This window comes from Actinokineospora pegani, from assembly GCF_009745975.1.
In the GTDB taxonomy this organism is placed as follows: Bacteria; Actinomycetota; Actinomycetes; order Mycobacteriales; family Pseudonocardiaceae; genus Actinokineospora; species Actinokineospora pegani.
Map to the genome: position 1 here is coordinate 38,378 of NZ_WHOL01000048.1, position 19,276 is coordinate 57,653.

At 71.3% G+C, this 19,276-nt stretch carries 25 protein-coding genes; 15 read left to right on the forward strand and 10 right to left on the reverse strand.

Annotated elements, in window-relative coordinates:
• Positions 1–13: 13 nt before the first annotated feature.
• Positions 14–751, reverse strand: a complete 738-nt coding sequence (locus GCL84_RS04305; protein WP_268891323.1) for an MIP/aquaporin family protein — start codon at positions 749–751, stop codon at positions 14–16.
• Between the two features lie 169 nt (positions 752–920).
• Here GCL84_RS04305 and GCL84_RS04310 point away from each other — a divergent pair, with 169 nt between their 5' ends.
• From GCL84_RS04310 to GCL84_RS04320, 3 genes are all read left to right on the forward strand, one after another.
• Positions 921–2,666: a glycerol-3-phosphate dehydrogenase/oxidase gene (locus GCL84_RS04310; RefSeq protein WP_156754025.1), complete on the forward strand. Its 1,746-nt coding sequence runs from the start codon at positions 921–923 to the stop codon at positions 2,664–2,666.
• Between the two features lie 100 nt (positions 2,667–2,766).
• On the forward strand, positions 2,767–3,150 hold the full coding sequence (locus GCL84_RS04315) for a hypothetical protein (RefSeq protein ID WP_156754026.1): 384 nt from the start codon (positions 2,767–2,769) through the stop codon (positions 3,148–3,150).
• A gap of 2 nt (positions 3,151–3,152) precedes the next feature.
• Positions 3,153–3,722 (forward strand): DUF3558 domain-containing protein, encoded by a 570-nt coding sequence (locus tag GCL84_RS04320; protein WP_235925993.1) that lies wholly within the window; start codon positions 3,153–3,155, stop codon positions 3,720–3,722.
• A gap of 42 nt (positions 3,723–3,764) precedes the next feature.
• Here GCL84_RS04320 and GCL84_RS04325 read toward each other — a convergent pair whose 3' ends face one another.
• From GCL84_RS04325 to GCL84_RS04340, 4 genes are all read right to left on the reverse strand, one after another.
• Positions 3,765–4,688 (reverse strand): aldo/keto reductase, encoded by a 924-nt coding sequence (locus tag GCL84_RS04325; RefSeq protein ID WP_156754090.1) that lies wholly within the window; start codon positions 4,686–4,688, stop codon positions 3,765–3,767.
• A gap of 85 nt (positions 4,689–4,773) precedes the next feature.
• Positions 4,774–5,760, reverse strand: coding sequence for an aldo/keto reductase (locus GCL84_RS04330; RefSeq protein WP_156754028.1), 987 nt, complete (start codon positions 5,758–5,760; stop codon positions 4,774–4,776).
• Positions 5,757–6,146 carry a MerR family transcriptional regulator gene (locus GCL84_RS04335; RefSeq protein WP_156754029.1) on the reverse strand — a complete coding sequence of 130 codons (390 nt, stop codon included), beginning with the start codon at positions 6,144–6,146 and terminating at the stop codon, positions 5,757–5,759. Before GCL84_RS04335 ends, GCL84_RS04330 begins: the two co-directional genes overlap by 4 nt.
• A 34-nt stretch (positions 6,147–6,180) precedes the next feature.
• Positions 6,181–6,387, reverse strand: coding sequence for a hypothetical protein (locus GCL84_RS04340; RefSeq protein ID WP_156754030.1), 207 nt, complete (start codon positions 6,385–6,387; stop codon positions 6,181–6,183).
• Positions 6,388–6,586: 199 nt separating this feature from the next.
• On the opposite strand from GCL84_RS04340, the gene GCL84_RS04345 reads away from it, so the two are divergent.
• Both GCL84_RS04345 and GCL84_RS04350 read left to right on the forward strand, forming a co-directional pair.
• The gene (locus tag GCL84_RS04345; protein ID WP_197523013.1) at positions 6,587–7,471 is read left to right on the forward strand and encodes a helix-turn-helix domain-containing protein; all 885 of its coding nucleotides are present in this window, start codon (positions 6,587–6,589) and stop codon (positions 7,469–7,471) included.
• Positions 7,468–7,638 carry a DUF397 domain-containing protein gene (locus tag GCL84_RS04350; protein ID WP_156754031.1) on the forward strand — a complete coding sequence of 57 codons (171 nt, stop codon included), beginning with the start codon at positions 7,468–7,470 and terminating at the stop codon, positions 7,636–7,638. The genes GCL84_RS04345 and GCL84_RS04350 overlap by 4 nt, the downstream gene beginning before the upstream one ends.
• Here GCL84_RS04350 and GCL84_RS04355 read toward each other — a convergent pair.
• The 4 genes from GCL84_RS04355 to GCL84_RS04370 all read right to left on the reverse strand — a co-directional run bounded on the left by GCL84_RS04355 (position 7,635) and on the right by GCL84_RS04370 (position 9,526).
• The gene (locus GCL84_RS04355) at positions 7,635–8,129 is read right to left on the reverse strand and encodes an Imm1 family immunity protein (RefSeq protein WP_156754032.1); all 495 of its coding nucleotides are present in this window, start codon (positions 8,127–8,129) and stop codon (positions 7,635–7,637) included. The two genes, GCL84_RS04350 and GCL84_RS04355, sit on opposite strands and share 4 nt — an antisense overlap.
• Complete coding sequence (locus tag GCL84_RS30555) at positions 8,126–8,806, reverse strand: DddA-like double-stranded DNA deaminase toxin (RefSeq protein WP_156754033.1); 681 nt, start codon at positions 8,804–8,806, stop codon at positions 8,126–8,128. The genes GCL84_RS04355 and GCL84_RS30555 overlap by 4 nt, the downstream gene beginning before the upstream one ends.
• Positions 8,807–8,913: 107 nt before the next feature.
• Entirely contained in the window at positions 8,914–9,297 is a 384-nt protein-coding gene (locus tag GCL84_RS04365) for a type II toxin-antitoxin system death-on-curing family toxin (protein ID WP_156754034.1), read from the reverse strand.
• Between the two features lie 22 nt (positions 9,298–9,319).
• Positions 9,320–9,526 carry a ribbon-helix-helix protein, CopG family gene (locus tag GCL84_RS04370; protein ID WP_156754035.1) on the reverse strand — a complete coding sequence of 69 codons (207 nt, stop codon included), beginning with the start codon at positions 9,524–9,526 and terminating at the stop codon, positions 9,320–9,322.
• A 69-nt stretch (positions 9,527–9,595) separates the two neighbouring features.
• Here GCL84_RS04370 and GCL84_RS04375 point away from each other — a divergent pair, with 69 nt between their 5' ends.
• The gene (locus tag GCL84_RS04375; RefSeq protein WP_156754036.1) at positions 9,596–10,192 is read left to right on the forward strand and encodes a TetR/AcrR family transcriptional regulator; all 597 of its coding nucleotides are present in this window, start codon (positions 9,596–9,598) and stop codon (positions 10,190–10,192) included.
• Position 10,193: 1 nt separating this feature from the next.
• Positions 10,194–10,940, forward strand: a complete 747-nt coding sequence (locus tag GCL84_RS04380; protein ID WP_197523014.1) for an arginase family protein — start codon at positions 10,194–10,196, stop codon at positions 10,938–10,940.
• Here GCL84_RS04380 and upp read toward each other — a convergent pair.
• The gene (upp, locus tag GCL84_RS04385; RefSeq protein ID WP_156754037.1) at positions 10,937–11,560 is read right to left on the reverse strand and encodes a uracil phosphoribosyltransferase; all 624 of its coding nucleotides are present in this window, start codon (positions 11,558–11,560) and stop codon (positions 10,937–10,939) included. The genes GCL84_RS04380 and upp overlap by 4 nt on opposite strands.
• A gap of 73 nt (positions 11,561–11,633) precedes the next feature.
• Here upp and GCL84_RS04390 point away from each other — a divergent pair, with 73 nt between their 5' ends.
• From GCL84_RS04390 to GCL84_RS04425, 8 genes are all read left to right on the forward strand, one after another.
• Positions 11,634–12,308, forward strand: a complete 675-nt coding sequence (locus GCL84_RS04390) for a DUF1707 SHOCT-like domain-containing protein (protein WP_156754038.1) — start codon at positions 11,634–11,636, stop codon at positions 12,306–12,308.
• A 95-nt stretch (positions 12,309–12,403) separates the two neighbouring features.
• On the forward strand, positions 12,404–13,198 hold the full coding sequence (locus tag GCL84_RS04395; RefSeq protein WP_156754039.1) for a hypothetical protein: 795 nt from the start codon (positions 12,404–12,406) through the stop codon (positions 13,196–13,198).
• Between the two features lie 81 nt (positions 13,199–13,279).
• On the forward strand, positions 13,280–14,293 hold the full coding sequence (locus tag GCL84_RS04400; RefSeq protein WP_156754040.1) for an alpha/beta fold hydrolase: 1,014 nt from the start codon (positions 13,280–13,282) through the stop codon (positions 14,291–14,293).
• A gap of 155 nt (positions 14,294–14,448) precedes the next feature.
• A complete protein-coding gene (gene deoC, locus GCL84_RS04405) occupies positions 14,449–15,426 on the forward strand; it encodes a deoxyribose-phosphate aldolase (RefSeq protein ID WP_156754041.1) in 978 nt (325 codons plus the stop codon).
• Between the two features lies 1 nt (position 15,427).
• A complete protein-coding gene (locus tag GCL84_RS04410) occupies positions 15,428–16,861 on the forward strand; it encodes an aldehyde dehydrogenase family protein (RefSeq protein ID WP_156754042.1) in 1,434 nt (477 codons plus the stop codon).
• Positions 16,854–17,720: an aldehyde dehydrogenase family protein gene (locus GCL84_RS04415; protein WP_156754043.1), complete on the forward strand. Its 867-nt coding sequence runs from the start codon at positions 16,854–16,856 to the stop codon at positions 17,718–17,720. The genes GCL84_RS04410 and GCL84_RS04415 overlap by 8 nt, the downstream gene beginning before the upstream one ends.
• 78 nt (positions 17,721–17,798) lie before the next feature.
• Positions 17,799–18,158, forward strand: coding sequence for a hypothetical protein (locus tag GCL84_RS04420; RefSeq protein ID WP_156754044.1), 360 nt, complete (start codon positions 17,799–17,801; stop codon positions 18,156–18,158).
• Positions 18,155–19,273 carry a bifunctional WXG100 family type VII secretion target/C40 family peptidase gene (locus GCL84_RS04425; protein ID WP_235925988.1) on the forward strand — a complete coding sequence of 373 codons (1,119 nt, stop codon included), beginning with the start codon at positions 18,155–18,157 and terminating at the stop codon, positions 19,271–19,273. Before GCL84_RS04420 ends, GCL84_RS04425 begins: the two co-directional genes overlap by 4 nt.
• The last annotated feature ends 3 nt before the right edge of the window (positions 19,274–19,276 follow it).

Genomic DNA, 19,276 nt, shown 5'->3' on the forward strand with positions numbered 1-19,276 from the left:
TCTGGTCAGCCTTTCAGGAGGGGAGGATCTGCGCGAGCAAGCCGGCCAGCACGGCGCCGACCAGGGGGCCGACGACGGGCACCCACGAGTACCCCCAGTCCGCGCCACCCTTGCCCTTGATCGGCAGGATCGCGTAGGCCAGGCGCGGGCCCAGGTCGCGGGCGGGGTTGATGGCGTAGCCGGTGGGCCCGCCGAGCGAGTTGCCGATGCCGATGACGACGAACATCACCGCGGCGTAGCCCAGCGCGGCGTTGCCGAAGTCGGGCACGCCCTCGCCGGACTTGGCGCCGGGGCTGAGCAGGATCCACAGCACCAGCACGAAGGTGCCGATGACCTCGGTCAGCACGTTCCACGGCAGGTTCCGCACGGTGGGGCCGGTGGCGAAGATGCCCAGGGTGCCCTCCGGCTGGTCGTGCTCGTCGAACTGCAGCTTGTACGTCGCCCAGCACAGCACGGCGCCGATGAACGCGCCGACCAACTCGCCGAGCAGGTAGGCCGGGACCTTGGCGAAGTCCAGGTCGCCCGCGGTGAACAGGCCGATCGTGACGGCCGGGTTGAGGTGCGCCCCGGTGGGCGCGGCGATGCTGGCGCCGACGAAGACCGCGATGCCCCAGCCCATGTTGACCAGCAGCCAGCCGCCCTGGAACCCGAGCGACTTGCGCAGCACCGTGTTGGCGACGACGCCGCAGCCCAGCAGCGTCAGCGCGGCCGTCCCCATCAATTCCCAGAGGACGATCTCCCAGAAGCCCACGGACCGGTCTCCCCTCGACGCGGGCGGCCCACGTGCGCTACCCGGTCGGGAGGTCGCGCTGCCTGCCCCAGAGTGGTTCCGGACGCTACCGCTGACATGTGACGCTGTCCATCGACCGGACGCCCGCTGATTCGCGCGGGGTGCGCGTGTCGCCGGTAGCGTTGGTCCCATGGCGAGCAACCCGACCAGCCGATCCACACCGGACCCGACCGACGGCACGCTCGGCCCGCACGCGCGGGACGCGGCCTGGCGGCGGCTGGGGTCGGAGACCTTCGACGTCGTGGTCATCGGCGGTGGTGTCGTGGGCGCGGGAGCCGCGCTCGACGCCGCCACCCGGGGTCTGAGGGTGGCCGTCGTCGAGGCGCGCGACCTGGCCTCGGGGACTTCCAGCCGATCGAGCAAGCTGTTCCACGGCGGCTTGCGCTACCTGGAGCAGCTCGAGTTCGGGCTGGTCAGGGAGGCCTTGCGGGAGCGGGAGCTGATGCTGACCCGCCTCGCCCCGCACCTGGTGAAGCCGGTGAGCTTCCTCTACCCGCTGCGCAACCGGGTGTGGGAGCGCCCCTACACCGCGGCCGGGATATTCCTCTACGACTCGATGGGCGGCGCCCGCTCGGTGCCCGGCCAGCGGCACCTGACCAGGTCGGGGGCGCTGCGCCTGATGCCCGCCCTGCGCCGCGACGCGCTCATCGGCGGCATCCGCTACTACGACGCGCAGGCCGACGACGCCCGGCACACCATGACCGTGGCGCGCACCGCCGCGCACTACGGCGCGGTCGTGCGCACGTCGACCCAGGTCGTGGACTTCCTGCACGAGGCGGACCGGGTGTCCGGGGTGCGGGTGCGCGACGTGGAGACCGGCGAGCTGGCCGACGTGCGCGCCGAGGTCGTCATCAACTGCACCGGCGTGTGGACCGACGAGCTGCAGAAGGCGTCCGGCTCGCGCGGCCGCTTCCGCGTCCGGGCGAGCAAGGGCGTGCACATCGTCGTCCCCCGCGACCGCATCGTGGCCGAGGACACCGGGCTGATCCTGCGCACGGAGAAGTCGGTGCTGTTCGTCATCCCCTGGCGCAACCACTGGATCGTGGGCACCACCGACACCGACTGGAACCTGGACCTGGCGCACCCGGCGGCGACCCGCAAGGACATCGACTACATCCTCGACCAGGTCAACACGGTCCTGGCGACCCCGCTGACCCACGACGACATCGAGGGCGTCTACGCCGGGCTGCGGCCGCTGCTGGCGGGCGAGAGCGAGGAGAGCTCCAAGCTCTCGCGCGAGCACGCCGTCGCCCGGGTCGCCCCCGGCCTCGTCGCCATCGCGGGCGGCAAGTACACGACCTACCGGGTCATGGCCGCCGACGCCGTGGACGCCGCCGCGGTCGACCTGCCCGGCCGCACCCGCCCCTCGACCACCGCCCAGGTCCCCCTCGTGGGCGCCGACGGCTACCACGCCCTGGTCAACCAGACCGACCTGCTGGCCACCCGGCACGGCGTGCACCCGTACCGCATCCGCCACCTGCTCGACCGCTACGGCTCCCTGATCCACGAGGTCCTCGACGTCGACGACCCAGACCTGCTCAAGCCCGTCGACGCCGCCCCCGACTACCTCAAAGCCGAGATCGTCTACGCCGTCACCCACGAGGGCGCCCTGCACCTCGAGGACGTCCTGGCCCGCCGCACCCGCATCTCCATCGAGTACCCCCACCGCGGCCAGGACTGCGCCAGGCAGGTCGCCGAACTCATGGCCCCCGTCCTCGACTGGGACGCCAAGACCATCGACCACGAGGTCGAGGTCTACCAGGCCCGAGTCCAAGCCGAACGCGACTCCCAATCCCTCCCCGCCGACGAAGCCGCCGACGCCACCCGCTCCGCCGCCCCGGAAGCCCGCCCCTACCTGCTCGAGCCCATCACCTGATCCCCAGGACACCAGCCGCTGCTGTTTCACAACCCGGTACATGTCGCTTTGGCCTGCGCTGTCGTCACTGCCTGTACACATCCGTTCTGGGGAGTGCGCGATGTACATTGACGAGGGCGACGGTGCCCCACTGGGGGCGATCGGCGCATCGATGGCAAGCTTCGCAAGTGCCGCTGCCGCAGGGCAATTCGCTGTCAACGAGTCCGGAGGACAAGCGCTCATCAGCGCCATCGACAAACTGCAGAGCTGGCTCGACTCGAATCTGCTTAAACTGAGGCGTCTTGAGCAGGAGCCCCCGCTGGGGTCCAGCCACGCCGCCTTGGTGGTCAAGCCCTTCATGGTGGACGTGGCCACCGACGCCCAGGGGTTTCTCACCCAGCTCACGGCGCTCAACGAGAGCCTGACGGTAGCGCGGGAGGCAATCATCACCGCCATGGCGCAGTACCAGGACACCGACGCGGTCATCGCAGGCAGGTTGACGTGACGATGGGTCAGGGGCGGCGGGCAATCGCGGCCGTGGCGGCGGCGATCGCCTTGGCTGGGTGCTCCACCACGACGCCAGGGACGCCCACGGCCGAACCGGGGGTCACCACCGGTGGGACAAGCAGCAGGTCGGCACCCACCACCTCGGAGACCGACGACAGCAATGATCTTGCCGCGCTTGACCCCTGTGGCCTGATGACCCCGACAGCGCGTGCCGAACTGGGCATCTCCAACTCTGGAACGGCAGACGAGTTGCCCTCCGGCAAAGGGTGCGAGTGGGAAGCCAAGCCGTCCGGGCTCGACGGACATTTCCTGTTCGGCGCGGTCGTCTACCCGAAGCTGAGCGTGGACAAGGTCGACTCCAGCGAAGGAAAGACCGAAACGACCATCGGCGGCAGGCGAGCGGTGAGATCTACCGGTGCCGCAGGGAGCGTCTACGCCGTCTCCCTCGAAGTGACGCCGTCGTCCCGGGTCGACGTGGAGTTCATCGGAGGCGGCGGCCGTGTGCCCGCCGAGCAGATGTGGTCCTGGGTTGAGAAGTGGGCCAACCTGGTCGAACCTGAGCTGCCCTGACCCGCTGCACCCGCCCTGGTCCAAGGCGGGTGCAGCGAACAACTAGATGCCGAGCTGCTTCATGGCCGCCTCCGGGTACCGCGTCCCCGCGGCCTCCGGCACCGCCGCCTCGATCTCGGCCAACTCCTCAGCCGACAGCTCCAGCGTGGCCGCGGCGATGTTCTCCGCCAGGTAGGTGCGGCGCTTCGTGCCCGGGATCGGCACCACGTCCTCGCCACGCGACTGCACCCAGGCCAGCGCCAACTGCCCCGGCGTGACCCCGCGCGCCGAGGCCAGCTCCCGCAAAGCCGTCACGATCGCCTGGTTGCGGCGCAGGTTGTCGCCGTTGAAGCGGGGCTGCGCGCCGCGGAAATCACCATCGGCGAAGTCGTCCGGGGTAGTGAAACGGCCGGTCAGGAAACCGCGGCCGAGGGGGGAGTAGGCGACGACGCCGATGCCGAGGGAGCGGCAGGTGGGGACGATGTCGGTCTCGAGGTCGCGCGACCACAGGGACCACTCGGTCTGCAGGGCGGCGATCGGGTGCACGGCGGCGGCGCGGCGGATGGTGTCCGGGCCCGCCTCCGAGAGGCCGAGGTGGCGGACCTTGCCCGCGGCGACCAGCTCGGCCATCGCACCGACGGTGTCCTCGATCGGCACTTCGGGGTCGACGCGGTGCTGGTAGTAGAGGTCGATGTGGTCGACGCCGAGCCTGCGCAGCGACGCCTCGCAGGAGGTGCGGACGTACTCGGCGTCGCCGCGGATGCCGCGCTGGGTGGGGTCGTCGGGGTCGCGGACGACGCCGAACTTGGTGGCCAGCACGACCTGGTCGCGGCGGTCGCGGATGGCCTTGCCGACCAGGACCTCGTTGGTGTGCGGGCCGTACATGTCGGCGGTGTCGAGCAGGGTGACCCCGGCGTCGAGGGCGGCGTGGATGGTGGCGGTGGACTCCGCCTCGTCGCCCTTTCCGTAGAACTCGCTCATGCCCATGCAACCCAGGCCCTGGGCGCTGGTGGCCAGGGCGCCGAGGTGCCGGGTGGGGAGTGCGTTCACTGCAACAGGTCCTTCCTGGTGGTCAGAGGCCGACGGCGCGCTGCATGGCGGCGTTGTAGCGCGCGCCGGAGAAGCCGTCGGCGGGGGCGGCGGCCTCGATGGCGGCCAGGTCGTCCGCGGAGAGGTCGAGCGTGGCGGCGGCGACGTTCTCCGCGAGGTAGGTGCGGCGCTTCGTGCCCGGGATCGGCACCACGTCCTCGCCGCGCGACTGCACCCACGCCAGCGCCAACTGCCCGGCGGTGACGCCGCGCGCCGCGGCCAGGGTCTGCACGGCCTGGACGATGGACAGGTTGCGGTCGAAGTTCTCGCCGGTGAACCGCTCCATGCCCGCGCGCATGTCGCCGTCGGCGTACTCGGGCTTGGCGATCCGGCCGGTGAGGAAGCCGCGGCCCAGCGGGGAGAACGGCACGACGCCGATGCCGTGGGCGCGGCAGGTGGGCAGCACCTCGTCCTCGATGTCGCGCGTCCACAGCGACCACTCGCTCTGCAGCGCGGCGATCGGGTGCACGGCGGCGGCGCGGGCGATGGTGGCGGCCCCGGCCTCGGACATGCCGATGTGCCGGACCTTGCCCTCGGCGACCAGCTCGGCCATCGCCCCGATCGTGTCCTCGATCGGCACGCCGGGGTCGACCCGGTGCTGGTAGTAGAGGTCGATGTGGTCGACGCCGAGCCTGCGCAGCGACGCCTCGCACGAGGCGCGAACGTAGTCGCGGTCGCCGCGCACGACGAAGCCGTTGACCACGTCGGCGGACACGATGCCGAACTTCGTGGCCAGCACCACCCCGTCGCGCCGGCCCCGGACAGCCCGGCCCACCAGCTCCTCGTTGGCGCCGCCGCCGTAGACGTCGGCGGTGTCGAGCAGCGTCACGCCCGCGTCGAGCGCGGCGTGGATGGTGGCGACGGACTCGGCCTCGTCGTGACCGGTGCCGTAGCCGTGGCTCATGCCCATGCAGCCCAGGCCCTGCGCGCTGACCGTCAGGCCGCCGAGGCGGCGGGTGGGAACGCTCATGCGGTCGCCTCCTGGATTCCTGGCACGTCCGAGCACATGCGCTCGTAGTTGTCGATCTTGTAGTCCAGCACGTCCAGGCAGGACCGCAAGTCGGCCAGCCTGGCCTGGACGTCGGCGCGGTGCCGCTCGAGGATGCGCTTGCGCGGGGCCGCCGTGGCCGCGCCCTGGTGGCGCAGCCTGGCGTACTCGCGCATGAGCTTGATCGGCATGCCGGTGGTGCGCAGCCGGGTGAGGAAGCCCAGCCAAGCCAGGTCCTCGTCGGTGTAGGCCCGCCTGCCCCCGGAGTCGCGGGCAGGCGGGTCGATCAGCTCAATCCGCTCGTAGTACCTGAGAGTGTCGATCGACAGCCCACTGCGGTGGGCCGCCTCGGCGATCGCGTAGGTCACGGTGTCGACCGTAGGAGCTGGAGTGCACTCCAGGTCAACCCGAAACCCCGCGCGCCCGCGCCAACACCACCCCCGCCTGCTCGGCGAACCGCGCCAGCGCCTCGACGGAGAACACCATCTCGAACCGCCCCGGCCGCATCCCGAACGCCACCTCGACGCCGTCGTCACCCGCGCTGACCTCGATCGGGCACCCGTCGTCGATGTGCGCCCAGCCGCCGATGGTCATGTCCGAACCCAGCATCCCCGGGCCCTCCCCACTGTCTCAGTGACCGAAAGGATTCGGTCGATCACAGCAAGCCCAACACCAGCTCGCAGGCCCTGCAACCTTGCACACGGGTGTTTCGCCATGATTTTCAAGAAACAGGATTTGCCTTGCGAGCCGAACACCAGGAACCTTGCACCCGGGGTGACGAGGCCCCCACGGAGTGAAAGGCCCCCGGGTGCTCGAAGGAACGACCGGCTCGACCGTCCCCCGCCGCCAACTCGGCCGGTACCTGCGGGACCTCCGCAACCGGGCCCGGCTGACGCTCAAAGTCGCCGCCGTGGAGCTGGAGTGGTCCGAGGCCAAGATGTGGCGCATCGAGACCGGCCAGACCTCCCTGCGCAGTCTGGACGTGGAGGCCATGTGCAGGCTCTACGACGCACCGGTGGACCAGACGGAGATGTTGAAGGCCCTCGCCAAGGAGACCAAGGCCAAGGGCTGGTGGATGGCCGACAACGACGTCCTGCCGGAGGGCTTCTCGATCTACTTGGGCCTGGAGGAAGCTGCGGCACGAGTGCGCTCGTACGAGTCCGACCTGGTTCCAGGACTCCTGCAAACCGAGCGCTACGCTCGGGCGATCATGGGTGGCGGCAAGCGCGGCGCCGCCCCCGAGGAGATCAACCGGCGCGTCCAGATCCGGATGGCCCGCAAGGCGCTCTACACCCGCAGCACCAGGCCGGTGGACCTCCAGATCGTGCTGAGCGAGACCATCCTCAAACGCCCCATTGGCGGTCCGGAGGTGATGGTCGAACAACTCCGCGAGTTGATCACCGTGGGCAGCCGGGCGAACGTGACGATCCGGGTCGTCCCCTTCCGCGCGGGCCTCAATCTGGGCGTGCTGTCTGGAAGTTTCGTCCTGCTAGAGTTCCCGACCACGAGCAAGGGTCAGCCCAGCGAGCCCACCACGGTCTACGCAGATGGCTACACCGGGTCTCTGTTCCTCGACAAGCCTGCTGAGGTCGAGCGCCACGAACTCGCCTTCGCTGATTTGTGGGAGCACTGCCTGAGCCAGACGGACTCACTGACCTACATCGAGGCAGCGGCACGGGAGATGGATCGATGAACCAGACACGCTGGCGCAAGAGCAGCCACAGCGACGACCAGGGCAACTGCGTCGAACTCGCGATCATCGGCGACCGCACCGCCGCCCGCGACTCCAAGAACGCCACCGGCCCGGTCCTCACCTTTCCCACCAGCACCTGGACCGACTTCCTCACCCGCACCCGCTAGCGGTCCCACAACCCCAACTCCATCAGCCACAACCGAGCCTCCCGAGCCCCCGGGTCCTCCTTCGACTCGTCATGCACGAACGGCGGCTCAACGAACTCCACCCACCGAACACAAGTGGGCAACTCCCGCGTCTCCACGAACTCCGCCACAACCGCCAACGCCACCTCCGCCGACACCTTCGACCCCGGCGGCAAGAACGTGGGATGGCCGCTGTACTGCGTCGCCTCCACCCAATCGTCAGCACCCCCGCCTTCGGGCACCAAGTCGGAGTCGTCCCGTCCGAGCCACTGCAGGTACCCATCCTCACCACACAACGCCAGCTTCAACGTGCGCATCCCGCGCCCGTCCGGGTCCGCGTAGACGTCGGTGTTGATGAACCACCCCTTGACGAAGGTCCCATCGTTCCTCGCCCGCAGATCCTCGACCACCGTCGAGCAGTCATCGTCGACCACGGAGAACGCATCCATCTCAACCGGCTGGTTCTTGGTCATCGCTTCGCCCTTCCCCGGTAGGTGAACCGGAATGCGTAGCCCCGAGCATCAGTTCCCAGCACAGTCAGTGAACTGCCTCCGGGAAGGTACTCCGGAAGCACACGATGGCAGGCGAACCGCTGCCTGTCAGACAACTCTGATCCGCACGGCGCGTGGTTGATCACCACCTGTCCGGATGTCGATCCCGTCTTGCGCATCATCGTCACCACCTTCATCTCCACGTGATTCCCGAGGTAATCGGCCTCATCGCACATGCCAATCTCCACCAGGACAGCTTTCGTCTCCTCCGCGAGCCAATCCCCGCGAGCGGCGGTGAACTTGCCACAGTTCCGCCCACCAATCTCCGCATACCCGGTCATCGGCGCATTCTTAATTCCCTTGATCACCCGAGGCGGCAAGTCCTGCTCATACGGCGAAGCCTCAGCCGGATACCGGTCCCCATACCGACTCACCACATCCGCCCGCCGATCCACCGCCCCCGACGCAGGCACCCCCTCCACCCGAGCCGCATAAGCCCGCACCTCACCCTCAACCCGCGCCAGCACCTCCCGCACCTCCCGCAACACCTGCTGCGACGCCACCACCCGCGCAACAGCCCCCCGAACCTCCACATCCGCGGACGCCCCAACCAGCCGCCCGTACTGCCCCACGGCAGCCAGCAGCTCAGTGTTGGCCACGAGCAAACCCCGCCGGGCAGCGGCCAACCCGTCCAATGCCTGCCGCAACGCAGCAAGAAGCCCAGAAACCGACACAGCCTCGACGTTAACCGAGCGGTCTGACAGTCCTACTCCGTCTTGGGCAGCGCCCAAGCCTCCAACCGCTCCGCCAGCTTCGGCACCTCAACAGCCCCACGCCCAACCTCGCGAACCATCTCCAACGCGTCATCGTCGTCCGCGTCCAGCCACCACCCGTTGATGTCGCACATGGTCACGGCGGCGATCCACGCCAGCCGCCAGTTGCCCTCGGCGAGGGGGCGGGTGCGCACGATGGAGTCCAGGAGGGCGGCGGCCTTGAGCCACAGGGTGTCGTAGGCCTCGACGCCGAGGACGGTGGCGTGGGGGCGGTGGGCGGCGGAGTCCAGGAGGCCGAGGTCGCGCACGACGAGGTCGCCGCCGGTGGCGGCGGTGGCCAGCACCAGCAGGTCGCCCGCGTCGAGGTAGGCGGTCACCCGGGAATGATCACAGACGGGCTCAGGCCGGGCCCATCCGGTCGAGCAGGCCGCGGTAGCGCGGGAGCACCCGGCCGAGGACCTCGGTGAGTTGCTCCTCCTTGTTCAGCCGCGCCCACCGGTCGGCCAGGGCCAGCCGCAGCACTTCCTGCTTGGAACGCCCCTCGGCCGCCGCGAGGGCGTCCAGTCGCGCGTTCTCCTCGTCGTTCAACCGCAGAGTCATCGCCATGACCACCACGGTACCACCGTGATACCAACGCGACGTGCGCTCGGCATCCGGCCGGGTACGCTGCCGTCCGTGCCCCGCCCGAAAACCCATGACGACGCCCTCCGGGTCCGCCTGCTCGACCGCGCCGGAGAGCTGTTGTCCCGCGAGGGCGCCTCCGCGCTGAGCCTGCGCCGCCTCGCCGCCGACGCCGACACCTCGACGACCGCCGTCTACTCGCTGTTCGGCGGCAAACCCGCGCTGGTGCGCGAGTTGTACGTGGAGGCGTTCCGCAGACTGGGCACCCGCCTGCGCGCCGTCGACGTCACCGGCGACCCGATGGGCGCGCTCAACCGCCTGGGCACCGCCTACCGGGAGAGCGCCCTGGCCGACCCGCACCTCTACGGCGTCATGTTCGGCGGCGTGATCCCCGGTTTCGAACCGGACGCGGAGGCCACCGCCGAGGCCCTGGCCGCCCTGGCCCCGCTGCTCGAGGTGATCACCAACGGCATCGACACCGGCCTGTTCAAGGCCGACCGCCCCGAGGACATGGCCATGGCCTGCTGGGGCATCGTCCACGGCCTGGTGTCGCTGGAGCTCGGCGGCACCCTGCCCCCGGACCTCGACAGCGCCCGCACCTACGAGCTCGCCGTCCGCGTCAACACCGAGGGCTGGAGCAAGCGGGGCTGACGTGACCATCCTCGTGCCGTACCACCAGGACGAACGCCTGCCCGACGGCGACATCCCGCTGACGGCCGAGACCGTCGAGCCCGCGTTGCCCGACGGCGACACCTGGACCCGCCTGGTCGCGCTGGCGGACGCGGTCGCCGACCGGGTCGCCGCCCGGATCGGGGAGACCCCCGTGGTGGTGTCCGGTGACTGCCTGGTCGCGAACGCGACGATCACGGGCGCGCAGCGCGCTGGGCTGGACCCCTCGGTGGTCTGGTTCGACGCGCATGGCGACGTGCACACCCTCGAGACCTCGACCTCGGGCTACCTCGGCGGCATGGCGCTGCGGCTGGCGATGGGCGCGCACGCGGAGCGGTTCGCCACCCCGCTCGGGCTCCGCCCGCTGACCGAGCGCCAGGCGGTGCTGGTCGACGCGCGGGACCTCGACCCCGCCGAGGTGCGCTACCTGTCCACCAGCGACCTGCGGCGCCACCCCGTCACCGCGCTCAGCGCCGAACTGCTGCCCGAGGGCCCGCTGGTGCTGCACGTCGACGTGGACGTGATCGACGCCGACGAGCAGCCGGGCATGCGCTTCCCCGCTCCGAACGGCCCCGCCCAGCGCGACGTGCTCGACGCGGCGCGGCGGGTGCTGACCACCGGCCGGGTGGTCGCCGTGGACATCGCCTGCCCCTGGCGCCCGGCCCGCGACGAGCAGGAGCGAGACCGCCGGGCCCGCCTGCTCGGCGACCTCCTCGCCCTGACCGGCTAGACAGCCCCGTACTGGCGGTCGCCCGCGTCGCCGAGGCCGGGGACGATGAAGCCCGAGTCGTTCAGGCGCTCGTCGACGCTCGACGTCACCAAGCGCACCGGCAGGCCTGCCTTGGACAGCGCCTCGATGCCCTCCGGGGCGGCCAGCACGCAGATGGCGGTCACGTCGGAGGCGCCGCGCTCCACCAGCAGCTTGATCGTGTAGACCATCGAGCCGCCCGTGGCCAGCATCGGGTCCAGCACGAACACCGGGCGACCGGCCAGGGACTCCGGCAGCGACTCCATGTACGGCGTGGGCTGCAGGGTCTCCTCGTCGCGGGCCAGGCCGACGAAGCCCATCTGGGCGTCCGGGATGAGCTTGTGCGCCTGGTCGGCCATGCCCAGGCCCGCCCGCAGGACCGGCACGAGCAGCGGCGGGTTGGCCAGCCAGTGCCCGTCGGTGCGGGCGACCGGCGTGTGGATGCGCTCGGTGCGGACCTCGGCGCCGCGCATGGCCTCGTAGGTGAGCATGACGGTGAGCTCTTGCAGCGCCGCGCGGAAGGTGGCCGAGTCGGTTCGCGCGTCCCGCATGACGGTGAGGCGGGCTTTGGCCAGGGGGTGGTCCACGGTCAGGACGTCCATGGGGCGACACCGTAGCGGTTGACCGGGCAGAACCCCTCTACTACTGAGCACGGGAACCGCTACCCTCGCACGTGTGAGCGAGCAGCCCAGCAGCCCGGGTCCGGAGGAGATGCGCGCCTCCAACACCGACCGTGAGCGCTATGCCAAGGTCTTGCACGACGCGATGGCCGATGGCCGATTGACTGTCACCGAGATGGAAGAGCGGCTGGACGTCGTCTACGCCGCCAAGACCTTCGGCGAGTTGCAGCCGGTGCTGCGCGACCTGCCCGGCCAGGAGCTCGTGCAGGTCCCGCAGAACCCGCCCGTGCCGCACCTGCCCGGCACGACGCCCGCACCGCACCAGTCCACGTCGATGATCGGGGGCCGGGGCACCAGCAACGGCGCGTTCGCGGTCATGTCCGGCGCCGAGCGCTCCGGGGTGTGGACGGTGCCGCCGACGTTCAACGCAGTCGCGGTGATGGGCGGGGTGGAACTCGACCTGACGCAGGCGCGGTTCGAGGAGGAGGAGACCGTGATCCAGGCGTTCGCCCTGATGGGCGGCGTGGAGATCACCGTCCCGCCGGACATCACCGTGTACGTGACCGGGTCCGGGCTCATGGGCGGCTTCGAGGGCCGCAAGGTCTCCAACCAGATCGGGCCGCCCGGGGCGCCGGTCGTGCGGATCACCGGCTTCGCCATCATGGGCGGGGTCGAGGTGCGCCCACCCAAGAAGCGCAAGCGCAAGCGCGAACGCGACCAGATCGAGTAGTGAGCCGCATCTCTTGTCCGACGCGCGGTGTTACAGCGCCACCCATCACACCGATAGGGGGGCGACGCGTCCGTCCCCGCCGGAGGTGCCCCGCTATGTGGCCGTTCCACCGCAAGCGCTCGTCGGCGCGCCCCTGCGCGCCCATCCCGGGTGACCGGGTCTCGCTGCCCGACCACGGGCGGGTCCCGGTGCTCGCCGCGGGCGCGCACCAGAACGGGTTGTTGGCCGCCGCGGTCGGCCAGGCCGCGGGCGATCACCTGCACGCCACGGCGGCGCTGGTGCCCGACAACCGGGGCGCGGTCCGGGTGGACGTGCTGATCGACGGGCGCAACGTCACCGCGGGCACGCTGCCCGGCGAGATCGGCCGCGAGTACCAGCCGGTGCTGACCAGGATCGGCGAGCGCGGCCAGGTCGGCACCTGCCCGGCCCGCATCACCGGCGGCGGCGACGCCCCGTACGGGGTCTACCTGCTGCTGTCGCCCCCGCGTGACCTCGAGGTGTTCACCGGCGAGCGGGACCCGATGGTCGCCTACGCGACGAGCTCTCGCGTGCAGCTCTGGGATGAGCGGACCTGCTCGGCCACCCGCGAGGAAGAGCACCAGGACACGCTCGCCGCACACGCGCCCGTCGCGGGGCAGAGCAGCAGGGACGTGCTGGTGACCCTGGGCTTCTGCGGCATCACCAGCGGCCGCTACCAGGGCGAGAGCGCCATCGAGGTGCGGATCGGCGGGCAGCGGGTCGGTCAGTTGACCTACGCCATGAGCCTGCGCTACGAGCAGCCGGTGCGGGCGCTGCTGGCCACCGGCGTCGAGGTGGCCTGCTGCGCGGTGACCAGGCGCACCCACGACGGCGTCCGGATCGAGCTGAAGCTCCCCCAGGTCACCGACTAGGTCCACAGTGGAATAGAACCGGCAACCCAGCCGCAACGCGGTGGTGACGGCGGCACAACACCGGGAGCGCCCAATGGGCGGATGAGCGAAGGCCTGAGCGTGGTCCCCCGGTCCAGCTCCCACGAACTCGACCACGTCGGTCTGCGGTTCCGCACGATCCACGGCTACAAGCGCGCGTTCCGGATGGCGGGCAGCGGTCCCGCGGTCCTGCTCGTGCACGGGATCAGCGACAACTCCGGCACGTGGCTGCGCGTGCTGTCCACGCTCGCGCGCGACCACACCGTCATCGCCCCGGACCTGCTCGGGCACGGCAAGTCCGACAAGCCGCGCGCCGACTACGCCGCGGGGGCGTACGCGTGCGGGATGCGCGACCTGCTCAGCGTGCTGGACGTGGACCGCGTGACCGTCGTCGGCCACTCCCTCGGCGGCGGGGTCGCGATGCAGTTCGCCTACCAGTTCCCCGAGCGCTGCGAACGGCTCGTGCTGGTCAGCAGCGGTGGCGTGGGCCGCGAGGTGCACCCGGCGCTGCGCGTCGCGGCGATGCCCGGGGCGGAGCTGGCCATGCCGTTCATCGCCGCCGCGCCGGTCCGCGCGCTCGTCGCCGGGATGATGCCGCTGCTGCGGCGCACCGGCCTCGACTTCGGCCCGGACCTGACCTACGCGCTGGAGCGCTACGCGGCGCTGCGCGACCCGCGGGCCAGGACCGCGTTCCTGCGCACCCTGCGCTCCGTGGTCGATCTGCGCGGCCAGGTGGTCACCATGCTCGACCGCTGCTACCTGACCAGGGGCATCCCCACGATGCTCATGTGGGGCACGCGGGACCGCATCGTCCCCTCCGCGCACGCGCGGCTCGCCCACGAGGCGATGCCCGGCAGCGTCCTGGAGGTCTTCGACCGCTCCGGGCACTTCCCGCACCAGAGCGAGCCCGCCAAGTTCATCTCGGTGCTGACCTCGTTCATCCGCGAGACCGCCCCCGCCGAGTACGACCCCCAGGTGTGGCGGGCGATCCTGCGCGGCGGCCGTGAACCCGAGCGCGCCGCCGACCCGGTCACCGTCGCCCGCATCGACCGCGCCACGGTGTCGTCCGGCTCTTAGCGGCTGAGGAGCCCGCGGGTTGGGGTCCGGCGGGCACGGGAGCTGGCAGGCCGGGGCGGCCCACTGGCTCGTCGAGTCGTCCTGGTCCCCTGAGTTGTCCACAGGCGGGGCGCGACCGGGCCGCGAAGTCGGCCCCTGGCCCTAAACTCAGGCCCATGCCAGAGACGAAGACGTCGCCAGCGGCGGACACCGGGCCACCGCCCGCGTTCGCCGACGCGGTGCGGGACGAGACCTCCCTGCGCCGGTTCCTGCACGGCCTGCCCGGGGTGGACGCGGTCGGGGTGGAGCAGCGCGCCGCCGGTCTGGCGACCCGCAGCATCAAGAAGGCCAGCAAGCTGTGGGCCATCGACATGGCTATCTCGATGGTCGACCTGACAACCCTCGAGGGCGCCGACACCGCGGGCAAGGTGCGGTCGCTGTGCGCCAAGGGCCGCAGGCCCGACCCGGACGCGCCCGAGGTGCCCAGGGTCGCGGCGATCTGCGTGTACCCGGACATGGCGGCCACCGCGGTGGCCGAGCTGGCGGGCACCGGGGTCGGCGTGGCCAGCGTGGCCACGGCGTTCCCCTCCGGGCGCTCGAGCCTGGCGGTCAAGCTGGCCGACACCGCCTACGCCGTCGAGGCGGGGGCGACCGAGATCGACATGGTGATCGACCGGGGCGCGTTCCTCTCCGGCCGCTACGGGCAGGTCTTCGACGAGATCCAGCAGGTGAAGGCGGCCTGCGGCGACGCGCACCTCAAGGTCATCCTGGAGACCGGCGAGCTGGCCACCTACGACAACGTGCGCCGCGCGTCCTGGCTGGGGCTGCTCGCGGGCGGCGACTTCATCAAGACCTCCACCGGCAAGGTGTCCCCCGCCGCGACGCTGCCGGTGACCCACGTGATGCTGCAGGCGGTGCACGACTGGCACGCCACCACCGGCGAGCTGCGCGGGGTCAAGCCCGCGGGCGGCATCCGCACGACCAAGGACGCCATCCGGTACCTGGTGGCCGTGCGCGAGGTCGCGGGCGAGCGGTGGCTCGACCCGCGCCTGTTCCGCTTCGGCGCGTCCAGCCTGCTCAACGACCTGCTCATGCAGCGGCGGACCCAGCTCCAGGGCCACTACAGCGGCCCCGACTACGTGACGGTGGATTGAGATGCCCTCCTGGGAGTACGCGCCCGCGCCGGAATCGCGGGCCATCGCCAACCTCAAGCCCAACTACCGCATGTTCCTCGACGGCGAGTTCGTCGAGGGCGGCGGCGAGCCGCTCAAGTCGATCAACCCGGCCACCGAGGAGGTGCTCGCGGAGGTCTCCACGGCCGGCTCCGCCGACGTCGACAAGGCCGTGAAGGCCGCGCAGCGGGCGCAGGACAAGGTCTGGGGCCGGATGCCCGGCGCCGAGCGGGCCAAGTACATCTTCCGCGTCGCGCGGCTGATCGCCGAGCGCGCCCGCGAGCTGGCCGTGCTGGAGTCGCTGGACAACGGCAAGCCGATCAGGGAATCGCGCGACGTCGACGTCCCGACTGCCTCGGCGCACTTCTTCTACCACGCGGGCTGGGCCGACAAGCTCGACCACGCGGGCTACGGGCCCGACCCCCGGCCGCTGGGCGTGGCGGGGCAGGTCATCCCGTGGAACTTCCCGCTGCTGATGGCCGCGTGGAAGATCGCCCCCGCGCTGGCCTGCGGCAACACCGTCGTGCTCAAGCCCGCCGAGACGACCCCGCTGACCGCGCTGGTGCTGGCCGAGATCATCCAGCAGGCCGAGCTGCCGCCAGGTGTGGTCAACATCCTGCCCGGCGCGGGCGAGGTGGGCGCGGCCGTGGTCGGGCACCCCGGCGTGCGCAAGGTGGCCTTCACCGGCTCGACCGACGTCGGCAAGTCCATCCAGCGCTCGCTGGCGGGCACCGGCAAGAAGCTGACCCTGGAGCTGGGCGGCAAGGCGGCCAACATCGTCTTCGACGACGCCCCGCTCGACCAGGCCGTCGAGGGCATCGTCAACGGGATCTTCTTCAACCAGGGCCACGTGTGCTGCGCGGGCTCGCGACTGCTGGTGCAGGAGTCGGTGGCCGAGGAGCTGCTGGACAAGCTGCACAAGCGGGTGGCGACGCTGCGCGTGGGCGACCCGCTGGACAAGAACACCGACGTCGGCGCGATCAACTCGCGCGCGCAGCTCACCAAGATCCAGGAGCTGGTGGCCTCCGGCGAGGCCGAGGGCGCCAAGCGCTGGACCAGCCCGTGCCCGGTGCCGGACAAGGGGTTCTTCTTCGCCCCCACCGTCTTCGCCGACGTCAGCCAGGCCATGCGCATCGCCCGCGAGGAGATCTTCGGCCCGGTGCTGTCGGTGCTGACCTTCCGCACCCCGGACGAGGCCGTGGCCAAGGCCAACAACACCCCCTACGGCCTGTCGGCGGGCATCTGGACCGAGAAGGGCTCGCGCATCCTGTGGATGGCCGACAAGCTGCGCGCGGGCGTGGTCTGGGCCAACACCTTCAACCGCTTCGACCCGACCGCCCCCTTCGGCGGCTACCAGGAGTCCGGGTTCGGCCGCGAGGGCGGCCGCGCGGGCTTGGAGGCCTACCTCGATGTCTGACCGCATCTCCGTCGCCAAGACGTACAAGCTCTACCTGGGCGGGGCCTTCCCCCGCTCGGAGTCGGGCCGCACCTACCCGGTCGCCGACGCCAAGGGCAAGTTCCTCGCCAACGCCGCGCAGGCCTCCCGCAAGGACCTGCGCGAGGCCGTCGTCGCCGCGCGCGGGGCGTTCAAGAAGTGGTCCGGGGCCACCGCGTACAACCGCGGCCAGGTGCTCTACCGGGTCGCCGAGGTCCTGGAGGGGCGGCGCGAGCAGTTCATCGCCGAGGTCGCCGCGTCCGAGGGCGTCGCGGCCAAGCGGGCGCAGGCGCTCGTCGACACCGCCATCGACCGGTGGGTCTGGTACGCGGGCTGGACCGACAAGCTCGCCACCGTGCTCGGCGCGGCGAACCCGGTGGCCGGGCCGTACTTCTCGTTCTCCGTGCCGGAGCCGACCGGGGTCGTCGGGGTGCTCGCCCCGCAGCGGTCGAGCCTGCTCGGCCTGGTCAGCGTGCTGGCCCCGGTGCTGGCGACCGGGTCGACCGCGGTCGTGGTCGGCAGCCAGGACCGGCCGCTGCCCGCGATCACCCTGTCGGAGGTGCTGGCGACCTCGGACGTGCCCGGCGGCGTGGTGAACCTGCTGACCGGGCACACCGCGGAGCTGGCCCCGTGGCTGGCCTCGCACGCCGACGTCAACGCCCTCGACCTGACCGGGGCGCACGCCGAGCAGCGCAAGGGGCTCGAGGAGGCGGCGGCGGGCACGGTGAAGCGGGTGCTGCGCACGCCGCTGGAGGAGCCCGACTGGGCCGAGCGGCCGGACATCGGCAGGCTGCGGGCGGTGCTGGAGACCAAGACCGTGTGGCACCCGACGGGTGTCTGACCGGACCGATCCGAGCGAAAGGGAGCCGAATGGCGCCGGGGGGCGTCACACTCGGCGAGCAAGGAATGGGGGACAGCCATGAGCACACCAGGAACACCACCTCCGGGGGTCTCCGACGTCGGCGGGTACCACGGCGAGGAGGACGCGTTCGCCGCGTACACCTCCGCCGTGCGCCCGCTGGCCGACCAGTTGCACACCGCGGCGGACACGCACGGGCGGACGGACTTCGCCGAGCACGCCTTCTCCAAGATCGGCAGTGAGGTCGGGCTGAGCCAGGCCATCCGCAACGCGACGGTGGGCCAGCAGGAGCGGGTGCGCGGCCTGGCCGACTCGCTGGGCGGGACGGTCGACGCGGTGCGCAACACCTGGACCAACATCCAGGGCACCGAGGAGGACGCCGGGCTGTCCCTGCGCCGGGCGGCGGGTGATCACACGTGAGCGCGCCCGTGCAGCAGCTGCTGGAGCCGATGATCCAGCCCGCGGCCACCGCGCAGCGGCACCTGGCCACCGACGACGCGGCGATCGACCAGGTCGGCCGGGCGCACAACGGGTTCGCCAGCACGCTGAGCACCGTCGGCGAGGACGCGGGCAGGCAGGCCGGCAGTCTGCGCTCGGGCTGGACCGGGCAGGGCGCGACCCGCTACGACCAGGACACCAGCGCGCAGCAGGTGACCGGCAAGCAGCTCGGCGAGTACAGCGCCCAGGTCCAGCAGGCGGTCCAGCGGGCGGGTGAGATCCTCAAGGTCGGCCAGAAGGTCAACCAGGACCAGATCGACGCGTTCAACCGCAAGGCCGCAGAGCTGCTGCAGGCCGCGGCGGCGCTGCGCCAGGCGGGCGACACCGCGGGCGCGCAGCAGAAGCTCACCGAGTTGGCCACCCACGCCTCCAGGCTGACCGGCGACACGTCGCTGAACCTGCAGGACGTCATGGGCAAGCTGACCGGCGTCGTCGACCAGATCAACGGTGGCGGCGGCGGTTCGACCTCGCCCCAGTCCGCGACCGCGGCCCCACCCGCGCCCGCCGCCTACAACTCCCGCCAGAGCGGCGGGGGCGGAGGCGGTGGCGGCGGTGGCGGCTACAGCGGGGGTGGCGGCGGCGGTGGGGGCGCGGTCACCAAGCGCAGGCTTCCGGTGGCCATCCCGCCGCAGCCGGGCACGGGGGTGGCGGTCAACCTGCCCGACGGCAGCACCGTCATGGCGCCCAACGAGACCGCGGCCAAGGCCGTGCGCGCGGCGCTGAGCCAGCTCGGCGTGCCCTACGTCTGGGGCGGCACCGCGCCCGGGTCCGGCCTGGACTGCTCCGGCCTGACCCAGTACGCCTACGGCGAGGGCGGCCTGGAGATCCCGCGCACCTCCCGCGAGCAGGACATCGGGGCCGAGGTGCCCAGCGCCGACCAGTTGCTCCCCGGCGACCTGGTGTGCTGGGAGGGGCACGTGGCGATGTACATCGGCAACGGGCAGATCGTCGAGGCGGGCGACCCGGTGCAGGTCGGGCCGCTGCGCACGACGAACTCGGGCATGCCCTTCGTCGGCTTCTACCGACCGACCGGCTGAGGG